Below are 20,244 nucleotides of genomic sequence, written 5' to 3' on the forward strand. Positions count from 1 at the left end.
ATTGAAACATTTCGAGTGCGGCTTCAATAAAAAAGCCCCTCAAAAGAGGGGCTTTAATGCTAATTTTCCGTTGATGTCACTTAATCCAACTGCGGACCTGCGCTGACCAAAGATTGACCTTCGGCGTTATCGGTGTATTTCTCGAAGTTATTGATAAAGCGCTCTGCGAGATCTTTAGCCTTGCTTTCCCACTGCAGTGGGTCCACATAGGTGTCACGAGGGTCAAGAATTGCAGGGTCAACACCCGGTAGTGACGTTGGCGTTTCCAAGTTAAAGATTGGAATATGCTTGGTGTTGGCTTGTTCAATTGAGCCATCGAGGATCGCATCAATGATGCCGCGCGTATCTTGAATCGAGATTCGCTTACCAGTTCCATTCCAACCGGTATTTACCAAGTATGCCTCTGCGCCAGCGGCTTCCATGCGTTTCACCAATACTTCTGCGTATTTGGTTGGATGCAAGGTTAAAAACGCCGCGCCAAAACAGGCAGAGAAGGTCGGGGTTGGTTCGGTAATTCCTCGCTCAGTACCCGCCAGTTTGGCTGTAAAGCCAGAGAGGAAATGATACTTCGTTTGCTCTGGTGTCAGTTTTGATACCGGAGGCAATACGCCGAACGCATCTGCAGATAAGAAGATGACTTTATTTGCATGCCCACCCTTAGATACCGGCTTAACAATGTTGTCGATATGGTAAATCGGGTAAGACACACGGGTATTTTCGGTTTTTGAGCCATCATCAAAGTCGACTGAACCATCAGGACGAACGGTGACGTTTTCGAGCAGCGCATCGCGGCGAATCGCGTTGTAGATATCGGGCTCTGCTTCTTTTGATAGCTTGATGGTTTTTGCGTAGCAGCCACCTTCGAAGTTAAACACGCCATCGTCATCCCAACCGTGCTCGTCATCACCAATCAACGCGCGTTTAGGGTCGGTTGAAAGCGTTGTTTTACCTGTACCTGAAAGACCAAAGAAGACAGCAACATCGCCTTTTTCACCCATGTTGGCGCTACAGTGCATTGAAGCGATACCTTGCAAAGGCAAGAAGTAGTTCATCATCGCGAACATACCTTTTTTCATCTCGCCGCCGTACCAAGTTCCGCCAATCAATTGCATGCGTTCAGTGAGGTTGAAAACCGTGAAGTTTTCAGAGTTCAGACCTTGTTTTTCCCAGTTTGGATTCGTGCATTTTGCACCGTTCATTACGACGAAGTCTGGCTCAAAACCTACCAGTTCTTCATCGCTTGGACGAATGAACATGTTTTTAACGAAATGAGCCTGCCATGCCACTTCAGTAATGACACGAATACTGAGACGAGTATCTGGGTTGGCACCACAGTAACCATCAATCACAAACAGACGTTTGCCGGAAAGCTGGTCAGTGACCGTTGTTTTTAAATCGTTCCAAATTTCTTGGCTAATCGGTTTATTATCATTTTTCACTGCATCGGAAGTCCACCACATGTGTTCCTGAGTGGTAGCGTCTTTGACAATGTATTTATCTTTCGGTGAGCGGCCAGTAAAAATACCAGTGTCAACCGCGATTGCGCCGAGTTCAGTGACGACCCCTTTTTCATACCCCTCGAGTTGAGGGAGAGTCTCTTCTTCGTAAAGCATTTCGTAGCTGGGATTGCGTACGATTTCCTTTACGTTTTGAAGCCCGTATTGGGAAAGGTCTATTGTTGCAGCCTTAGTATGTTCCATAACGGTCATAGGTGCTCCTTATCGGAATTTTTGTAGGGAATATTTATATTGTAATAATGTTCTAATTTTTTGTTTGCTCACCATGCTAGCAACGGGCCTAAGCCAAAACAGGGATATAGTTCAAAAAATAACCACAGTTTTGATGGGGTATTAGGCGTCTCGTCACATATTGGCTCTATCAGTTTATCGTGGGCTTTAAGTCTAGTGCTAGCCCTAGTTGATTATTAATTCCAAAAAAATAAGTATTGCGAATAACGCAGTCATGGCGGGCTTTGAGGGGAGGTCGATCACAAAAAAAGCCAGCAGATCGCTGGCTTTTTAGGGGAATTATCGTGCTTGATAAAAGCAGTGAATTAATGCAACGTTTGGGAGTCTTGACCATGGTTAGCAAACAACTCACCCACTTCCGCTTCATCGATGACGTAAGTGGTTCCACAGTAATCACAGTGCAGGGAGATGTTGCCAGCTTCCGCAAGCATTTCATAAACCTCAGCTTTTGGCAGCGTTGTAATCGCTGCAGCACTGCGTTCGCGTGAACAACCGCAATGGAACTCGACAGGTTGAGGGTCGAACAGGCGCACGGTTTCTTGGTTATATAAGCGATATAGCAATTCATTCGCTGGGAGCGTAAATAGCTCTTCAGACTTAATAGTATCGGTGAGCTGCTCTAAGTGCTCGAAATCGTCAGCGCTGCCAGTGCCATCAGGCATGACTTGCAATAGCATTCCTGCAGCGTGCTGCGCGTCAGTACGGATCCATAAACGAGTCTTAAGCTGTTCTGAGTTGGCGAAGTAACCTTCAATCACGTCTGTTAGCGTATCTCCTTCCAAGCCAACCACGCCTTGGTAGCGTTCGCCTTGTTTAGGGTCGATGGTAATCACCATGTGGCCTTTACCCATCAGTTGATGCAGCGTTGCATCATCGGCAATATCGCCTTCCCAGCGCGCAACACCGCGTACTTTTTGGTCGTGATCACCGTTAATTACGGCCAGTGAAACCGGGCCATCACCTTGCAATTGGATGGTGATAGAACCTTCAAATTTCAGTGTGGCAGTTAACAGTGTCGTTGACACCAATAGCTCTCCTAACAACGTTTTAATCGCTGCTGGATACTCCTTGCTTGAAATGATCTGTTGGTATGTTTCGTCCAATTGTACCAACTCGCCACGAACAGATAAGTTTTCAAATAGGTAGCGATGTAGTGCATTGTTTGCCATGTGGCGATTTCCTCTCAAGAGTGCTCAGCTTATTGATGTTTAAATTTAATGATGTCACGACGCTGTTTTTTGTCCGGACGACGATCTGGCGCCGGGTTGACCGCATGAAGTTTACGGCGCAGCGCATTATCTTCACGTTTAGCGATACTATCGGCGGTTTCGCTATACAAGGTTTGTGCTTCTGGCGCACCGCGTCGTTGGTCAGAAATTTTTTCTATCGTCACGGTTTTTTCTTCGTTACCCTGACGTAGCGTGATCACAGCACCGAGTTCAACCACTTTACTTGGTTTACTGCGCTGCCCATTATAATGAACTTTGCCGCCATCAACCATGTTACGAGCTATGGATCGAGTTTTGTAAAAACGTGCGGCCCACAGCCATTTATCTAGGCGAACGGCTTCTGTGTTGGAACCCATTAGGATATTTTACCTCTAAGGATGTAGAGTCCTTGCTTTGATAGATGTGTAAACAATGGTGACAATGTTCGCATTTTTCAAGCGAGATCTAAAAATCTATTCATGTCTCAAACAATATGCTCGTAGTGGTATATTGTGTGAGATATTTTATTTTGTAGATTGGCTACGAACTTAGTAGGATATGCACAACTTGAACATCCTTAATAAAGCTTGAGTCAAAGGAATTGAACAAGTTCCCGTCTATAGGGTCTCTATGGGCTGAATTGATCACAAAGGAATAAGCGTGAGTTTTCGCGATATCACAACCAACCCAGCAGCGTTTTTTAAACCCCTTCTTACCAATCAAACACGAATTAGCCGCATAGTGGCCTGTATATTTGCGGTTGCGACGGCGTGGCTTTTGGGGCAGATGGTATGGTTATTCTTACCAACAACCGCGCTTGTTCCATGGTCCCCTACACAACAAGTTTCGAACCAGACGAAACCAAATCAGCAGCTTGATGTCTCAGCGATACAGCGCGGTAACCTGTTTGGCCGTTATCAAACGGAAACTAAGCCGCAGCCCAAAGTGGTACAAGATGCCCCTAAAAGTCGGCTTAATGTCACGCTGGTGGGCGTGGTGACCAGTTCTCAACCCGAATTGAGCTTGGCAGTGCTTGCCAATCGTGGCCAGCAATCGACCTATGGCATCAATGAGATGATTGAAGGAACGCGAGCGAAAATTGTCGCGGTTCACAGTGACCGTGTGATTGTCAATAATGCCGGGCGTGATGAAACCGTTATGCTTCAAGGCATTGATTACAGCAAGCGTTCTACTGAGCAACCACGAGATAGCGAACGTGGTGCGCCGCGTGAGCGTGAAGAAGCAAGCAATGCTTCGCGACCAAAACGAACATTAAACCTTGATGATGTGCGTGCGGATATTCAAGAAAACCCTCAGCAGATCTTCCAGTACATTCGAATGTCTCAAGTGAAGCGTGATAATGATGTTATCGGCTATCGATTGAGCCCGGGCAGTAGCGCGGCATTATTTAACGAAGTGGGTTTGCAACAAGGCGATATCGCTGTGCAACTCAATGGAAAGGATTTATCGGACCCAGAGGTGATGACTGAAATTTTTGAGTCAATTTCCGATTTAACCGAACTGAATTTAACGGTTGAGCGCGACGGTCAACCTTACGATATTTATATTTCATTATAAGCGTGGCTTAAGTCGCTCTTAAAGGAGAACACAGTGAAGCATTGGCTCAATAAAAGTGCATGGTTATTACTCGGGAGCCTGTTGGTCTCGCCAATGACCGTCGCCAATGAATATAGTGCGAGTTTCAAAGGAACGGATATTCAAGAATTCATTAATATCGTCGGACGCAACCTAGAGAAAACCATCATTGTTGATCCATCGGTGCGCGGTAAAATTGACGTGCGCAGCTACGATATGCTTTCGGAAGACCAATACTACAGTTTCTTTTTGAATGTTTTGGAAGTGTATGGCTACGCCGTGGTTGAGATGGAAAATGGGGTCATCAAGGTCATTAAAGCCAAGGATGCCAAAACCTCTGCCATTCCGGTTGTTGGTGACGATAGCGTTCGTGGCGATAACGTGATCACTCGTGTGGTTGCGGTGCGTAATGTCTCAGTACGTGAATTATCCCCTTTGCTGCGCCAACTGAACGATAACGCGGGCGCCGGTAATGTGGTGCATTACGATCCGGCGAATATTATTTTGATTACTGGCCGAGCTGCGGTGGTGAATCGCCTAGCCGACATCATCAAACGTGTCGATCAAGCCGGTAACAAAGACATTGAAGTGGTTGAACTGGCGAACGCTTCGGCGGCTGAAATGGTGCGGATTGTCGATGCGCTGAATAAAACTCAAGATTCGAAAAATACGCCCGCTTTTTTGGAACCCAAATTGGTGGCGGATGATCGTACCAATTCGATTCTTATCTCTGGTGAACCTCAAGTTCGTGCTCGTCTTAAGCGTTTGATTAAACAGCTTGATGTCGAGATGGCAACCAAGGGCAATAATAAAGTTGTCTACCTCAAATACGCCAAAGCCGAAGACTTAGTCGAGGTGCTCAAAGGGGTCTCTGATAATCTGCAAGCAGAAAAAGCAACGGGGGCGAAAGGCTCGACCACATCCGGTAATAACCGTGACCAAGTGATGATTGCAGCGCATGAGGGCACTAACTCATTAGTTTTGACTGCTCCGCCCGATATCATGATTGCACTGCAAGATGTGATTGCTCAGTTGGATATTCGCCGTGCTCAAGTCTTGATTGAAGCCTTGATTGTGGAGATGTCAGAAGGTGACGGGATTAACCTAGGGATTCAATGGGGCTCTTTGGAAAGTGGCTCTGTGATTCAATACGGCAACAGTAATGCGCAAATTGGTCAAGTGATGGTCGGTCTTGAAGAGGCGAAAGACACCACCACCGAAGAGAGCTATTGGGATTCAGACAGTGGTTCTTGGCAAACGCGTCAATCGGTGGAAGAAGGGGATTACTCCACGCTCGCTTCGGCGCTGTCCGGCGTCAATGGTGCGGCAGTCAGTGTGCTAATGGGTGACTGGACCGCGCTGATTCAAGCGGTATCTAACCAATCGAATTCAAATATCTTGTCATCACCGAGTATCACCGTGATGGACAATGGCGAAGCGTCTTTTATTGTCGGTGAAGAAGTGCCGGTGATCACTGGCTCAGCGGCGGGGTCGAACAATGACAACCCATTCCAAACCGTCGACCGTAAAGAGGTCGGTATCAAACTCAAAGTGGTGCCGCAGATTAACGAAGGGGACTCGGTTCAACTGAATATTGAGCAAGAAGTGTCTAACGTGTTAGGCGCTAATGGCGCGGTAGACGTGCGCTTTGCTAAACGCCAACTCAATACGTCAGTGATGGTCAATGACGGGCAGATGATTGTGCTGGGTGGCTTAATTGATGAGCGTGCTGTGGAAAGTGAGTCTAAAGTGCCGCTGCTTGGCGATATTCCAGTGCTTGGGTATTTGTTTAAGTCGACGAACACCGAAGTACAAAAACGTAATTTGATGGTGTTTATTAAGCCGACCATCATTCGCGATGGCGTGACCGCTGATGGTATCACTCAGCGTAAATATAACTTTATTCGCGCGGAACAGCTTTATAAAGCAGATAAAGGGCTGACGTTAATGGATGACAACAACATTCCAGTATTGCCTAAATTTGGGCGAGAACTCGGTCATCCTGCAGAAATTCAAGCATTTATTGATCAAATGGAAATCCAACAACGATGAGTGAAACTCTCTCGGCCGCCGCCGTTTATCGCCGATTGCCGTTCAGTTTCGCCAATCGCTTTAAGATGGTGTTAGAGCCTAATGATGCGCAGCAATTGGTGCTCTATTATGTTGCGCCGCTAAATATTGAATCCTTACTTGAAGTACGCCGCGTGGCCGCAGAGCCGTTTGAGCTCGAAGAAGTCAGTCGTGAGGCGTTTGAGCTCAAACTGACCATCGCTTATCAGCGTGACTCGTCGGAAGCTCGTCAGCTCATGGAAGATTTGGGGGCCGATAAAGAAGATTTTTTCTCACTGGCCGAAGAGCTTCCGCAAGACGAAGACTTGCTCGAATCTGAAGATGATGCGCCGATCATAAAATTGATCAACGCCATGCTTGGTGAAGCGATCAAAGAAGGCGCGTCGGATATTCATATCGAGACCTTTGAAAAGACGTTATCGATCCGTTTTCGGGTGGATGGCGTCTTGCGTGAAGTCTTAAGCCCGAGCCGTAAGCTTGCTCCGCTGGTGGTATCGCGGATTAAAGTCATGGCGAAACTGGATATTGCCGAAAAGCGGGTACCGCAAGATGGTCGTATCTCGCTTAGAATTGGTGGTCGAGCCGTCGATGTTCGGGTATCAACCATGCCATCATCACATGGTGAACGTGTGGTCATGCGTTTGCTGGATAAAAACGCAACTCGTCTCGATTTACACAGTTTAGGTATGACGCCTGCAACCCATGACCAATTCCGCCACATTATTGAACGCCCACATGGCATTTTGTTGGTGACAGGTCCAACTGGGTCGGGTAAATCGACCACCTTGTACGCTGGCTTGCAAGAGCTGAATAGCAACGAGCGCAATATTCTCACGGTAGAAGACCCTATTGAATTTGATATCGATGGCATTGGCCAAACTCAGGTTAACCCGAAAGTCGATATGACCTTTGCCCGCGGCTTACGTGCTATTTTGCGTCAAGATCCGGATGTGGTGATGATCGGTGAGATTCGTGACCTTGAAACGGCGCAAATTGCCGTACAAGCCTCTTTAACGGGTCACTTGGTTCTTTCAACATTGCACACCAACACGGCAATCGGCGCGATTACTCGTTTGCGAGATATGGGCATTGAACCATTTTTGATTTCATCATCGCTTTTGGGGGTGCTCGCACAACGTTTGGTGCGCACCTTATGTGGCGATTGTAAGCAGCCCTATATGGCGAATGCAGAACAAAAGCGCCTGTTTGATCTCGATGAAGACCAAGAGCTGACGTTGTATAAGCCGCATGGCTGTGAACGATGTAACCATAAAGGTTATCGAGGTCGTACCGGGATTCACGAACTGTTGCTCGTCGATGACCAAGTCCAGGCGTTGATCCACAGCGAAGCGGGTGAGCAGGCGATTGAAAAAGCCATTCGTGCTCATACACCAAGTATTCGTGGGGATGGCTTGTCGAAAGTCCGTCTTGGCATTACCTCGCTTGAAGAAGTCATGCGTGTGACCAAGGAAGTATAATGGCGGCGTTTGAATATCGAGCCTTGGATGCCAAGGGCAAAACCAAAAAAGGTGTCATTGAGGGCGATAATGCGCGCCAGGTACGTGCGCGTTTAAAAGAGCAAGGCTTGGTGCCGGTGGAGGTTTCAACCACCTGTGGGCGAAAACCTCAGCGAGCTGGCGGGCAGCAAACTGGGGCAAGCTCTGTTGGCCTCAAGCGCGGGATAAGTACGCCGGATTTAGCGCTGATTACTCGCCAGCTCTCGACACTGGTTCAATCTGGTATGCCATTGGAAGAGTGTTTGCGTGCGGTGTCCGAGCAATCAGAAAAGCCGCGTATTCGTAACATGTTGCTCGCGGTGCGATCTAAAGTTACCGAGGGCTATACCTTAGCGGATAGCCTTGGTGATTATCCGCATATCTTTGATGAACTGTTTCGTTCAATGGTGTCAGCGGGCGAGAAATCGGGTCACCTTGATGCTGTGCTTGAACGCTTGGCTGATTACGCAGAAAACCGCCAAAAAATGCGTTCCAAGCTGCAACAGGCGATGATCTACCCTGTCGTGCTGGTGGTGTTTGCCATTGGTATTGTCGCCTTTTTGCTGGCTGCGGTCGTGCCGAAAATCGTCGGGCAGTTTGTTCAGATGGGCCAAGAACTTCCAAAATCCACTCAGTTTTTGCTCTCTTCCAGTGACTTTATCAAGAACTGGGGGCTTTTGGTGCTGATTGTGGTATGTATCGCGATTTATGTGGGGAAGTGGGCCCTGAGTAAACCCAATTTACGTTTGAAGTGGGATCGTAAAATCATTTCAATGCCGTTGATCGGTAAAATTTCGCGTGGTTTAAATACGTCACGATTTGCCCGCACTTTGTCGATTTGTACCTCAAGTGCGGTGCCAATTTTGGATGGCATGAAAGTCGCGGTGGATGTGATGTCGAATCACTATGTGAAGCAGCAAGTGCTGATCGCCACCGACAACGTTCGTGAAGGGGCGAGCTTACGTCGCGCTCTGGAGCAAACTAAACTCTTCCCTCCCATGATGCTGCATATGATAGCCAGTGGTGAGCAGAGTGGTGAACTGGAAAGCATGCTGACACGCGCAGCAGATAACCAAGACACCAACTTTGAATCGACAGTGAATATCGCTTTGGGTATTTTCACACCGGCACTGATTGCCTTAATGGCAGGCTTAGTTTTGTTTATTGTCATGGCAACCATGATGCCGATTTTAGAAATGAATAATTTAATGAGTGGCTAGCACCCGTGTGCGCTATCAATTGGAGAAAAAAATGAAACGCATGAATAAGAAGCAGTCTGGCTTTACCTTATTAGAAGTCATGGTTGTCGTGGTCATTTTGGGTATTTTAGCCAGCTTTGTTGTGCCTAACTTATTAGGTAACAAAGAAAAAGCTGACCAGCAAAAAGCGATTACCGATATTGTAGCGTTGGAAAACGCGCTCGATATGTACAAACTGGATAACAGCGTGTACCCAACCACAGACCAAGGCTTAGAAGGATTGGTCAATAAACCCAATAACCCAGAGCCACGTAATTACCGTGATGGCGGATACATTAAACGTCTACCCACTGACCCTTGGGGCAACGATTACCAATATTTGAGCCCAGGCGATAAAGGCCGTATCGATGTCTTTACCTTGGGTGCCGATGGTCAAGAAGGCGGTGAAGGCGTTAATGCTGATATCGGTAACTGGAACTTGCAAGATTATCAGTAATGAGTGTGGGCAGGATTTTCCTGCCCGTTTAGCCTGTATGCCGCGTCGAAATGGATTTACGCTTCTTGAGATTTTGCTGGTACTGGTGCTGCTTTCGGTGGCATCGGTAGCGGTGATCTCAACGTTTCCCTCCAGCTCAACCGATATTGCTAAACAGCAGGCAGAGCGGTTTTTTCAGCGCATTCAAGTTCTTAATGATGAAGCATTGTTGAGCGGGAAGGAGTTTGGGTTGCATGTTGATGAGCAAAAGTCGCGTTATGATCTGATGCAACTAGGCGATCAAGGTTGGCAGGAGCTGACGCTGCGTGATATTCCCTACCAAACCCAAGTTGAAGACGGTGTTGCGGTGCATTTTGAGCTGGGCAGCAGTGCTTGGCAGGATAAAGACCGCTTGTTTGACCCGAACAGTTCACTGTTTGATGAAAACATGTTCGCTGAGCAAGAGCAGGGCGATAAGAAAGCACTGCCCGCGCCCGAGGTGTTGATCACCTCAAGTGGCGAAGTCACGGCATTTTTAATCTCATTCCATCCCCCTGAAGTGGGCGTTGATGAAGGCTGGCGAGTGGTAGCGAAAGAAAATGGCGCTATTGTGTTGTTAGCTCCGGGAGAGCGTGATGATGATCTGCAATAATCAGCGACCGCTTTTGTCCTCGCGCGGGATGACATTACTTGAAGTCTTGGTGGCGCTGGCGATTTTCGCCACCGCGGCGATTGCGATCATTCGTTCCGTCAGCCAGCATGTCAATACGCTCAGCTACTTAGAAGAAAAAACCTTTGCATCGATGGTTGCCGATAACCGCATGGCTCTTGTGATGTTAAGTGATGGCAAGGTGACGGCGCAAAAAGGCAAGCAATCGCTAGCCGGGCAAGAGTGGTACTGGCAAGAGACGCCAGTAAAAACCGCCAGTGACTTATTGCAAGCATTTACGGTGAGTGTCGCCAGTAGTGAAAAAGGCACGCCGATTATTACAGTGAGCAGTTATGTTGAGCCGTAATCGACAACTTCATCAAGGGTTTACGTTAATCGAAGTGCTGGTGGCGATTGCCATTTTTGCGAGCTTAAGTGTCGGCGCATATCAGGTGCTCAACCAAGTTAGCCGAAGTAATGAACTCTCGGCGGAAAAGTCTCAGCGGCTTAAAGAAATACAACGCGCGGTGATCGTGATGGACAACGATTTTCGTCAGATGACGGCGCGTACGATGCGCAGTGAAGGCGATGAGCCGAGTGCTGAAATGCTGTTATGGCAAGACAATCTATTGGACTCTGACTTCAAAGGCCTGCTGTTCGTACGTGGTGGATGGCAGAATCCACAGCAGCAATTTCCGCGTGGTGAAGTGACCAAGGTTGGCTATCGAATTAAAGACGGTGTGCTAGAGCGTGTTTGGTGGCGCTACCCAGATACGCCAGCTGGGCAGGAAAGCTTGTCTCGCCCGCTACTTAGCCAAGTCGAGTCTTGGTCGATGCGCTTTTATGATGGGCAAGCGTGGCTTGAAGAGTGGCAGCAAACCAATCAAATCCCCGTGGCGGTTGCGTTGACATTCACGCTTGAAGACTATGGGGAAATTGAGCGTATCTACCTTACTAATGGCAGTGCGCCGCGCACTAATAGTGGTGAGGAGTCTTCGTCTAATGACAGTTAATTCTTCTCGTCAGCGCGGCGTCGCTTTGATTGTTGTCTTGTTGATCGTGGCGATGATGGCGACTATTGCGGCCACTATGTCAGAGCGCTTGTTTAGTCAATTTCATCGCGCTGAAAATCAGGTTAACTACCAGCAAGCGTATTGGTATGCGATTGGTGCCGAAGCGCTAGCTAAAGTGGCGATAGAACAGAGCTACACCGACAACGATACGATTAACCTTTCTCAGCCTTGGGCGATGCAAGAGCAAACCTATCCGCTGGAGTTTGGTGAGTTACGTGGGCGAATTTATGATAAGCAGGCGTGTTTTAACCTCAATGCGCTAGGCAGTGTTGAGCAAACGTCAAGCCAACAAACCGCTTACGCGACACAAGTTCTGCAGCGGCTGCTTCAGCTGCTGGATATTGAAGCGTACCGAGCGGAAACTATTGCTCATTCCATGCAAGAGTTTGTCGACCGCAATGATAGCGTCGATACCATCTCTGGTGTTGAAGACAGTACGTACGAGTCGATGTCGCCGCCTTACCTTGCCGCCAATAACTGGGTGGCGGATAGCAGTGAATTGCGCGCTGTTTATCAGGTGACTGGGGATGTTATGCAAAAGCTCGCTCCATACGTTTGCGCGCTTCCTAGTGATGAGTTGAAGCTAAACGTCAACACGCTATTGCCGGAGCAAGCAGTGCTATTGGCGGCCTTTATGGGGCCTCAGGCCAATGAGTCACGCATGCAAAGCTTACTACAAGGGCGACCTTACGATGGTTGGGGGCAGATTGATGATTTTCTTGCTAGTCCCGAATTGACAGAGTTGAGCGATAGTCAGCTCGACGACCTAAAACAACATGTCACTGTTGATAGTGCCTATTTTGAGCTTGATGCTCAAGTGAAGGTCAGCGAATCAAGAATTCGTATCCGCAGTTTATTATTTAGTGATAATCGAGAAACTGCGACGGTGGTTCGTCGTCGCTTTGGAGGAATCGGTGAACGAGTTTCTAATCGTTCGACTGAGCAGCAATAAGGCATCACCCGTTCAGTGGCTCGCGTGGTCTGAGCTACAGAAGGCAGTGATTGCGAGTGGTGAAGTCGCCAACTGGGATGCGATTCCAGAATTGACGCCTTATGCTGAGCTGCGTAACGTGATTTTGTTGGTCTCAAGCCAAGATGTGATTAACCATACTGTAGAGATTCCACCCGGTGGTGCGCGACAGTTTGAAAGCATGCTGCCGTACTTGTTGGAAGATGAATTGGCACAAGATGTGGATGAGCTGCATTTTTCGATCATCAGTAAACAAGCAGGGGTTGCGACAGTCTGTGCGATTGAAAAAAGTTGGTTTCGTGACTGCTTAACCTATCTGGCCAGCTGTGGCTTAAGCGTTAAGCAGGTGTTGCCTGACGCGTTTGCTTTGCCCACGGAGGATGGGCAAATCAGCGCGGTCGAAATCGCGGATCAATGGTTACTCAAAAAATCGGCTTATCAAGCGATTGGCGTTGATGGCCAATGGTTATCGATGATCGCCGCTTCAGATTGGGTGAAGCAAGATGAGCAATTTTTGCCGCTGGTAGCGTACTCGCCGTTACCTGCTCTGTCGCTCGCCCCTGAACAAGAGTGGCGAAATGGCGAGCCAAGTTTAGTGATGGAGTTGCTGGCTCAGGGAGCATTGCAGAGCAAAATCAACCTATTGAGCGGTGAGTTTAAAGCCAAATCTTCGTTGGGACGTTACTGGAAAATATGGCAAAAAGTGGCGGTGGCTGCGGCGGTCTTGTTGGTGGTCTCGATGGGGCATAATTGGTTAGTGCAACGCAATCTACAAGCTCAGGCTGACGAATATCGCCAAGAGAGTGAGCGTATTTTCCGTTCGGTCACTGGCAAGCGCCGCATTCCGACGGTGAGTTACTTACGTCGTGAAATGGACAGTGAGATTAATCTTCTCTCCGGTGGGTCCCAAAGTGATACCGTGTTGACTTGGTGGAATAAATTGCCTCAGGCGTTGAGCTCAGTGAAGAGTTTGTCAATCAATAGCTTACGCTATGATAGTGATCGTCAAGAGCTGCATTTGGAAGCCAGCAGCAAAGATTTTGAAACCTTTGAGAGTGCACGTGAAGCGCTAGCCAATCAATTCGTTGTAGAACAAGGGCAGCTCAATCGCTCGGGAGAATTGGTCAACGGCACCTTTGTACTCAAGCGCCGCACAGGAGCAGATGGATGAAAAACTGGATTGCTTTGGCTCAGAAATGGTGGTCGAGCATCACGCAGCGTGAACAACGCTTGTTGATGGGCGGCGGTGCCTTGCTGCTCCTTGGTATCATCTATTGGGGAATGTGGCAGCCATTGGCCGAACAAGCGCAGCAGGCTGAGCAGCGTTTAGCCAGCGAGAAGCAGCTACTATCGTGGGTCAAAGATAAAGCGAATACCATTACTCAATTGCGCCAGCAGGGAGGAAAAACCTTCTCAGATCAGCCGCTCAACCAAATTATCTCCTCCTCGGCGCGTCGTTTTGATATTGAGTTAGTTCGAGTCCAACCTCGAGGCGACATGATGCAAGTGTGGGTGCAGCCCATGCCGTTTAATCGACTGGTCGATTGGATTGCCTATCTGCGTCAGCAGCAAGGGGTAAACGCTATGTTTGTTGACGTAGATAAAGCGGATACCGAAGGGATGGTTGAAGTGAAGCGTCTGCAGTTTATTAAAGGATGATGCCGTGAAAAAATACCTATTACTTGGGCTGGGTTTGGTGGTGATCTTCGTGGCAAGTGCCGTGGCTCATATGCCAGCGAAGGTAGTGAATTGGTTGCCATTACCTCGCGAGCTCAGTATTGAAGGCGTTTCAGGTACTGTCTGGAATGGTCAAGCACAGAATGTCGCCTGGCAAGGTCAGAATTATGGGCAGTTGCAGTGGAATGTGAATGCTTGGCAGCTGTTGACCGCTGATCTCCAAGCCAAAGTTCGTTTTGGACGTGGTAGCGATGTCGATATGATTGGGCGTGGCGTAGTCGGTTATCGATTGTCTGGGCCGTATGCTGAAAATGTCGTCGCGTCGATTCCCGTCGCCAATGCGCTGCCCTATTTACCACGTCTTCCGGTACCACTGACCTTAGAAGGCCAGTTAGAACTGACAATTCAGTCGCTGCAATATGCGGCGCCGTATTGTCACCAAGGTGAAGGCACTTTGGTGTGGAATACTCAACAGATTGGCTCCCCGCTTGGCGAGTTAACAACGGGCCCAATCATTGCCGATATCAGCTGCCATGATAATGTTATCGACGTTAAAGGCTCGCAGCAGAGCGCGCAAGTGAGCAGTGGGTTTAGTGCCACGATGCAGCAAAACCGTCGTTATAAAACGAACGCTTGGTTTAAGCCAGAGGAGGAGTTCCCTCAGCAGTTGAGTGAGCAACTCAAGTACTTACGGCCAAGTCGCAATGGTCAATACCAGTTTGATTACAATGGGCGGTTTTAACCGGTCATCGACACTGAGAAGAAAATAAATAGGGAGCCATTTGGCTCCCTATTTATAATCATGTTATTCAAGTGTTTAGCTTGAATGGGCTGGAAAGCTTAATTGAACTTTAAGCCCACCATCACTGCGATTACTCACCGCCACCGCACCTTGGTGCTGGCTGGCAATACGCTTAACGATGGCCAAGCCAAGCCCGGTGCCTTCGCTGCCACGAGCGGTATCTCCGCGGGTAAATGGATTAAACAACTTGTCGACTTGGTGTGGCTCAATGCCTGGGCCATTATCTTCGACACACACCCACACCAGTTTGTTGTCGGCGGTCATGCCGGTCGAAACCTTTACCCAGCCATTACCGTAGCGAATCGCATTGACTACCAAGTTGGTGACCGCACGTTTAATGGCGATCTCGCTGCCAGTCGCAGGCTTGATTTTAGTGCATAATGCCGTTTCTATTTGCAGTTCATAGCCACCTTGAGCGGTTGCTACATCGCTAGCGACTTCATTGACATCAACCGCACTAAATGATTGCTGATTAACCGGTTTTAAGTAATCCATAAATTGGCCGATGATCTCATTACATTCTTCGGTATCGCTGATAATGCCTTCCGCGAGATAACCGTCTTCCGGTGACATCATTTCGGTCGCTAAGCGAATGCGTGTGAGCGGAGTGCGAATATCGTGACTGATGCCTGCCATCAGCAAGTTTCTATCCTCTTCCAGCGCTTGAATGCCTTCTGACATCTTATTAAACGCCCGCGTAACAGAACGTATCTCAAGTGCGCCTTTTTCCGGTAGTGGGGGTGGAAACTCGCCACGTCCGACTTGTTGAGCGGCTTTTTCTAGGGCGATCAGTGGGCGATTTTGCCAACGAATAAACAACCAGCCACCAACAATGATCAGCAGCGCCATGATAATGCTGTTGCGAAATAGTGGCGCAAAGTCCTCTTCTTGCAGTTCCGAGAGCGGTACGCGCATGATAAAGCCGGGCAACATATCGGTCTTCATCCACAAGATATAACTGTTTTCCCCTTGGCTCATGCGCACTTCAGTCGGCGAGGCAAACTCTTTGCTCATTTCTTCGCTCATCAAATCGATTTTCATCGCATGCTGGTAGCGCGCTTCCACATCACTGTCTTCACTGTGTACCGTGACACCGAGTTGTTCCAAGACCCGCCGACGCTGCAGCGCGTTCATATTTAAATCCCCATCTTGGTCCAGTGGTTCCTTAAGGATGAGGTTAATTTCGTGGCTTAGAATCTTATTGAACTGCTGCAAGCTTGGCAGCAGCGCATAGTTAAAAACAGCGTAATACGAGTAAATCTGGCTGCCAATGAGCAGGGTGAGAAACAGAAGAATCGATTGAGTAAATGAACTGCGAAAACGCATAGAGAGTCCTTACCATCAACAATAAACCCGGCAGGTTTGCCGGGCTTAAGCAAAAAATACTTTACATCTGTTTGCCGTCGGGAACAAAAACGTAACCGAGTCCCCACACGGTTTGAATGTAGCGAGGCTTGCTGGGGTCTACTTCCAACATACGACGTAAACGTGAGATTTGCACGTCGATAGAACGTTCCATCGCCGAGTATTCACGGCCTCGCGCCATGTTCATTAATTTATCGCGCGACATCGGCTCACGGGCATTCGTTACTAAGGTTTTGAGCACTGCGAACTCACCTGAGGTTAAAGGCATTGGTTCGTCACCCCGAAACATTTCTCGCGTGCCCAGATTCAAACGAAATTCGCCAAATTCAACGATCGCTTCTTCCGAACTTGGCGCACCGGGTAATTCAACATTTTGGCGACGCAGTACCGCTTTGATACGCGCCATCAACTCACGTGGGTTGAACGGTTTAGGTAGGTAGTCATCGGCACCGACTTCCAAACCAACGATACGGTCAATCTCATCGCCTTTGGCGGTGAGCATTAAAATCGGTAGAGTGCTGTTTGCACTGCGCAAACGTCGACAGATGGACAAGCCATCTTCGCCTGGTAACATCAGGTCGAGGACCATTAGGTGAAAGTTTTCACGCGTCAGGAGGCGATCCATTTGTTCGCCATTGGCGACACTGCGTACTTGAAAGCCTTGTTCGGACAGATAGCGTTCTAGTAGTGAACGTAGCCGAGCATCATCATCCACGACGAGAATCTTATAATTGTCTTGCATATACTGGTTCCACCTATTTCAACGACTAACCCCTTGAGGGATCTCAAAATGTAACACTGTTCTGACCCAAGTGGCGCAAAGAATTGTTAACGTTTATTTCCTTTTTAGCTAATGTATTGGGTCGTTGCAATTAAAGAGCGTCAAGATTATGAAAACTAACCTAATCACCCGCGAAGGCTATGATCGTTTAAAAAAAGAATTAGACTTTTTATGGCGTGAAGAGCGCCCTGAAGTTACCAAGAAAGTAACTTGGGCAGCGAGCCTTGGTGATCGCAGTGAAAACGCCGACTACCAATACAATAAAAAGCGCTTACGCGAGATTGATCGTCGAGTGCGTTATCTGCGCAAACGTCTTGAGCAGGTAACGGTTGTCGATTATTCCCCACAACAAGAAGGTAAAGTCTTCTTTGGTGCGTGGGTTGAAATTGAAAACCAAGAGGGCAGCATTAAGCGTTTTCGCATTGTTGGCCCCGACGAAATCTATGGCGATGCTAAAGATTATATCTCGATTGATTCGCCAATGGCGCGAGCTTTACTCAAAAAAGAGGTCGATGATGAATTTACGGTTCGAACGCCGGAAGGCGAAAAAGAGTGGTTCATCAACCAAATTGAGTACTGTGCGGCAAAAGCATCATAAAAATAACGAGTGACGACGGCTAAGACTAGAAACGGCGCTCGTTAATCCTCATATAGACTGACATAGTTAGAACAACCAAGAGATTCCACGGATGAGCCAAGCTATCTGTAAACTGATTGCTGACGAACTGAACGTTCGCCCTGAGCAAGTCAACGCGGCAGTGACCTTAATTGATGACGGTAACACCGTGCCATTTATTGCCCGTTACCGTAAAGAAGTCACTGGCGGGTTGGATGATACCCAACTACGTACCCTTGATAGCCGTTTATCCTATCTACGAGAACTTGACGAGCGTCGTCAAACGATTCTCAAATCGATTCAAGAACAAGGCAAATTAACGCCGGATCTCGAGCAAGAAATCCGTCAAGCGGACAGCAAAACGCGTCTTGAAGACCTTTATCTGCCTTATAAACCTAAACGTCGCACCAAAGGTCAAATTGCGATTGAAGCAGGGCTTGAGCCGCTGGCGGATACGTTATGGAATGAGCCTCAGCATGAGCCAGAGGCTTTCGCTCAGTCGTTTATCGACGCTGATAAAGGTGTCGCGGATACCAAAGCGGCCCTTGATGGTGCGCGAGCGATACTCATGGAGCGCATCGCAGAAGATGCGAATTTGCTTGAAAAAGTCCGTCACTACCTCAACCGTAATGCGGAATTGGTCTCTCGCGTGATTGATGGCAAGCAGCAAGAGGGCGAGAAGTTTAAAGATTACTTTGAGCATAATGAATTGCTCAGCCGTGTCCCATCGCATCGTGCGCTCGCCATGTTACGCGGACGCAATGAAGGCTTCCTGAGTTTGGCTATCAATGCTGACCCCGATCAGGACGAGGGGGTACGTCAATCGTATTGTGAAACGTTGATTGCTCAGCATTATGGAATTGATCTCAGTGATGCGCCCGCCGATGGATGGCGTAAGCAAGTGATCAGCTGGGCATGGCGCATCAAGGTTTCCATGCACATGGAAACCGAATTAATGGGGGCGTTGAAAGAGCGTTCGGAAATTGAAGCCATTGAGGTCTTCGCGACCAACTTAAAAGACTTATTGATGGCCGCGCCCGCAGGGCCTCGCGCCACGCTTGGTCTTGACCCGGGGCTACGTACTGGGTCTAAAATTGCTGTTGTGGATTCAACCGGTAAAGTGTTGGCGACCGATACTATCTATCCGCACCCACCACAGAAACAGTACGACAAAGCGATGCATGTGGTCGAGAGCTTGGTGCGTAAATACAATGTCGATTTAATTGCGATCGGTAATGGTACGGCTTCACGTGAAACCGACGCCTTTGCAGCGGACTTAATTAAACGCGGCAATTTAAAAGTACAAAAAATCATGGTCAGTGAAGCCGGCGCCTCGGTGTATTCGGCTTCTGAACTGGCAGCCAAAGAGTTTCCAGATATGGATGTCTCGCTGCGCGGCGCGGTTTCCATTGCTCGTCGCTTACAAGATCCTCTGGCTGAATTGGTCAAGATTGACCCGAAATCGATTGGTGTTGGTCAGTATCAACATGATGTGAGCCAGGCGATGCTAGCGAAACGTTTGGACGCAGTAGTTGAGGACTGTGTAAACGCAGTGGGGGTGGATGTGAATACCGCCTCGCCAGCGTTATTGACTCGTGTTGCGGGTTTATCGAGTACGCTGGCTCAGAATATTGTTGATTACCGGAATGATAATGGCCGTTTTGAATCGCGAAGTACACTCAAGAAAGTGGCCCGTTTGGGGCCGAAAGCCTTTGAGCAGTGTGCCGGATTCTTGCGTATTATGGGTGGAAAAAATCCACTCGACGCCTCCGCCGTTCACCCTGAAGCTTATCCCGTAGTTAAAACGATTGCCGAAAAGAATCATAAACCGGTGGCGGGTTTGATTGGCGATAGTGAGTTTCTACGTGGTTTAAAAGCGGTGGATTACACGAATGATACCTTTGGGGTGCCAACCGTTAGCGATATTATCAAAGAGCTGGACAAACCGGGGCGTGACCCGCGTCCTGAGTTTAAAACCGCGACCTTTGCTGATGGTGTCAATGAAATTTCAGACCTTGAGCCGGGAATGGTACTTGAAGGCGTCGTATCCAACGTGGCTAATTTTGGCGCATTTGTGGATATTGGTGTCCACCAAGATGGCTTAGTGCATATTTCAGCGCTGACTGATCGCTATGTTTCTGATCCACGAGAAGTGGTCAAAGCGGGTGACATTGTGAAAGTCAAAGTCATGGAAGTTGACGCTGGGCGTAAACGTATTGGCTTGTCGATGCGTCTTAATGATCAGCCAGGGCAAGATAATCGCAGTCAGCCTCGTGCTCAGGCTCCAAAAGGACAGACGCGCAAACCGCAGCGCAGCCGAGACAACAATTCGGGTGGTGGCGATTTAGGTGGCGCATTTGCCGAGGCTTTTGCAAACGCCAAACGCCGTTAACCTTGTTGCTTTCGTCTTGAAATGAAAAGCCAGCGTGATGCTGGCTTTTTTTGTTCGGCTACGCTCACAATTAGCTCAAAAAAATACCCACTTTGCTTGCGCGCCGTGGGCATTTAAAAACGGTACT

At 48.4% G+C, this 20,244-nt stretch carries 19 protein-coding genes; 14 read left to right on the forward strand and 5 right to left on the reverse strand.

Annotated elements, in window-relative coordinates; translation table 11 throughout:
* Positions 1–80 precede the first annotated feature (80 nt).
* The 3 genes from pckA to hslR form a co-directional block, all read right to left on the reverse strand.
* Complete coding sequence (gene pckA / locus ACFFUV_RS15245; protein WP_390194446.1) at positions 81–1,709, reverse strand: phosphoenolpyruvate carboxykinase (ATP); 1,629 nt, start codon at positions 1,707–1,709, stop codon at positions 81–83.
* Between the two features lie 344 nt (positions 1,710–2,053).
* Positions 2,054–2,917, reverse strand: coding sequence for an Hsp33 family molecular chaperone HslO (gene hslO / locus ACFFUV_RS15250; RefSeq protein WP_390194447.1), 864 nt, complete (start codon positions 2,915–2,917; stop codon positions 2,054–2,056).
* Between the two features lie 29 nt (positions 2,918–2,946).
* On the reverse strand, positions 2,947–3,333 hold the full coding sequence (gene hslR / locus ACFFUV_RS15255; protein WP_390194448.1) for a ribosome-associated heat shock protein Hsp15: 387 nt from the start codon (positions 3,331–3,333) through the stop codon (positions 2,947–2,949).
* Positions 3,334–3,616: 283 nt separating this feature from the next.
* Here hslR and gspC point away from each other — a divergent pair, with 283 nt between their 5' ends.
* The 12 genes from gspC to ACFFUV_RS15315 are packed head-to-tail and all read left to right on the forward strand — an operon-like array spanning position 3,617 to position 14,903.
* Positions 3,617–4,534 (forward strand): type II secretion system protein GspC, encoded by a 918-nt coding sequence (gene gspC, locus ACFFUV_RS15260; RefSeq protein ID WP_390194449.1) that lies wholly within the window; start codon positions 3,617–3,619, stop codon positions 4,532–4,534.
* 33 nt (positions 4,535–4,567) lie between these two features.
* Complete coding sequence (gspD, locus tag ACFFUV_RS15265; RefSeq protein WP_390194450.1) at positions 4,568–6,604, forward strand: type II secretion system secretin GspD; 2,037 nt, start codon at positions 4,568–4,570, stop codon at positions 6,602–6,604.
* A complete protein-coding gene (gene gspE / locus ACFFUV_RS15270; protein WP_390194451.1) occupies positions 6,601–8,100 on the forward strand; it encodes a type II secretion system ATPase GspE in 1,500 nt (499 codons plus the stop codon). The genes gspD and gspE overlap by 4 nt, the downstream gene beginning before the upstream one ends.
* Positions 8,100–9,338 carry a type II secretion system inner membrane protein GspF gene (gene gspF / locus ACFFUV_RS15275; protein WP_390194452.1) on the forward strand — a complete coding sequence of 413 codons (1,239 nt, stop codon included), beginning with the start codon at positions 8,100–8,102 and terminating at the stop codon, positions 9,336–9,338. Before gspE ends, gspF begins: the two co-directional genes overlap by 1 nt.
* Before the next feature lie 31 nt (positions 9,339–9,369).
* Positions 9,370–9,813: a type II secretion system major pseudopilin GspG gene (gspG, locus tag ACFFUV_RS15280; RefSeq protein ID WP_390194453.1), complete on the forward strand. Its 444-nt coding sequence runs from the start codon at positions 9,370–9,372 to the stop codon at positions 9,811–9,813.
* A 37-nt stretch (positions 9,814–9,850) separates the two neighbouring features.
* A complete protein-coding gene (gspH, locus tag ACFFUV_RS15285) occupies positions 9,851–10,444 on the forward strand; it encodes a type II secretion system minor pseudopilin GspH (protein WP_390194691.1) in 594 nt (197 codons plus the stop codon).
* Positions 10,428–10,808: a type II secretion system minor pseudopilin GspI gene (gene gspI / locus ACFFUV_RS15290; protein WP_390194454.1), complete on the forward strand. Its 381-nt coding sequence runs from the start codon at positions 10,428–10,430 to the stop codon at positions 10,806–10,808. Before gspH ends, gspI begins: the two co-directional genes overlap by 17 nt.
* On the forward strand, positions 10,798–11,454 hold the full coding sequence (gspJ, locus tag ACFFUV_RS15295; RefSeq protein ID WP_390194694.1) for a type II secretion system minor pseudopilin GspJ: 657 nt from the start codon (positions 10,798–10,800) through the stop codon (positions 11,452–11,454). The genes gspI and gspJ overlap by 11 nt, the downstream gene beginning before the upstream one ends.
* On the forward strand, positions 11,444–12,466 hold the full coding sequence (gene gspK, locus ACFFUV_RS15300; RefSeq protein WP_390194455.1) for a type II secretion system minor pseudopilin GspK: 1,023 nt from the start codon (positions 11,444–11,446) through the stop codon (positions 12,464–12,466). Before gspJ ends, gspK begins: the two co-directional genes overlap by 11 nt.
* Positions 12,429–13,655 (forward strand): type II secretion system protein GspL, encoded by a 1,227-nt coding sequence (gspL, locus tag ACFFUV_RS15305; RefSeq protein ID WP_390194456.1) that lies wholly within the window; start codon positions 12,429–12,431, stop codon positions 13,653–13,655. The genes gspK and gspL overlap by 38 nt, the downstream gene beginning before the upstream one ends.
* Positions 13,652–14,143: a type II secretion system protein M gene (locus ACFFUV_RS15310; protein WP_390194457.1), complete on the forward strand. Its 492-nt coding sequence runs from the start codon at positions 13,652–13,654 to the stop codon at positions 14,141–14,143. Before gspL ends, ACFFUV_RS15310 begins: the two co-directional genes overlap by 4 nt.
* A gap of 4 nt (positions 14,144–14,147) precedes the next feature.
* The gene (locus ACFFUV_RS15315; protein ID WP_390194458.1) at positions 14,148–14,903 is read left to right on the forward strand and encodes a type II secretion system protein N; all 756 of its coding nucleotides are present in this window, start codon (positions 14,148–14,150) and stop codon (positions 14,901–14,903) included.
* 75 nt (positions 14,904–14,978) lie between these two features.
* On the opposite strand, the gene envZ is transcribed toward ACFFUV_RS15315, so the two are convergent.
* Both envZ and ompR read right to left on the reverse strand, forming a co-directional pair.
* Positions 14,979–16,289 (reverse strand): two-component system sensor histidine kinase EnvZ, encoded by a 1,311-nt coding sequence (envZ, locus tag ACFFUV_RS15320; protein WP_390194459.1) that lies wholly within the window; start codon positions 16,287–16,289, stop codon positions 14,979–14,981.
* A gap of 61 nt (positions 16,290–16,350) precedes the next feature.
* Positions 16,351–17,070 (reverse strand): osmolarity response regulator transcription factor OmpR, encoded by a 720-nt coding sequence (gene ompR, locus ACFFUV_RS15325; protein WP_390194460.1) that lies wholly within the window; start codon positions 17,068–17,070, stop codon positions 16,351–16,353.
* A gap of 148 nt (positions 17,071–17,218) precedes the next feature.
* On the opposite strand from ompR, the gene greB reads away from it, so the two are divergent.
* Positions 17,219–17,707, forward strand: a complete 489-nt coding sequence (gene greB / locus ACFFUV_RS15330) for a transcription elongation factor GreB (protein ID WP_390194461.1) — start codon at positions 17,219–17,221, stop codon at positions 17,705–17,707.
* Positions 17,708–17,798: 91 nt separating this feature from the next.
* A complete protein-coding gene (locus ACFFUV_RS15335) occupies positions 17,799–20,117 on the forward strand; it encodes a Tex family protein (RefSeq protein ID WP_390194462.1) in 2,319 nt (772 codons plus the stop codon).
* Positions 20,118–20,244: the final 127 nt, after the last annotated feature.

This window comes from Vibrio olivae (genome assembly GCF_042428525.1).
Classification (GTDB): domain Bacteria; phylum Pseudomonadota; class Gammaproteobacteria; order Enterobacterales; family Vibrionaceae; genus Vibrio; species Vibrio olivae.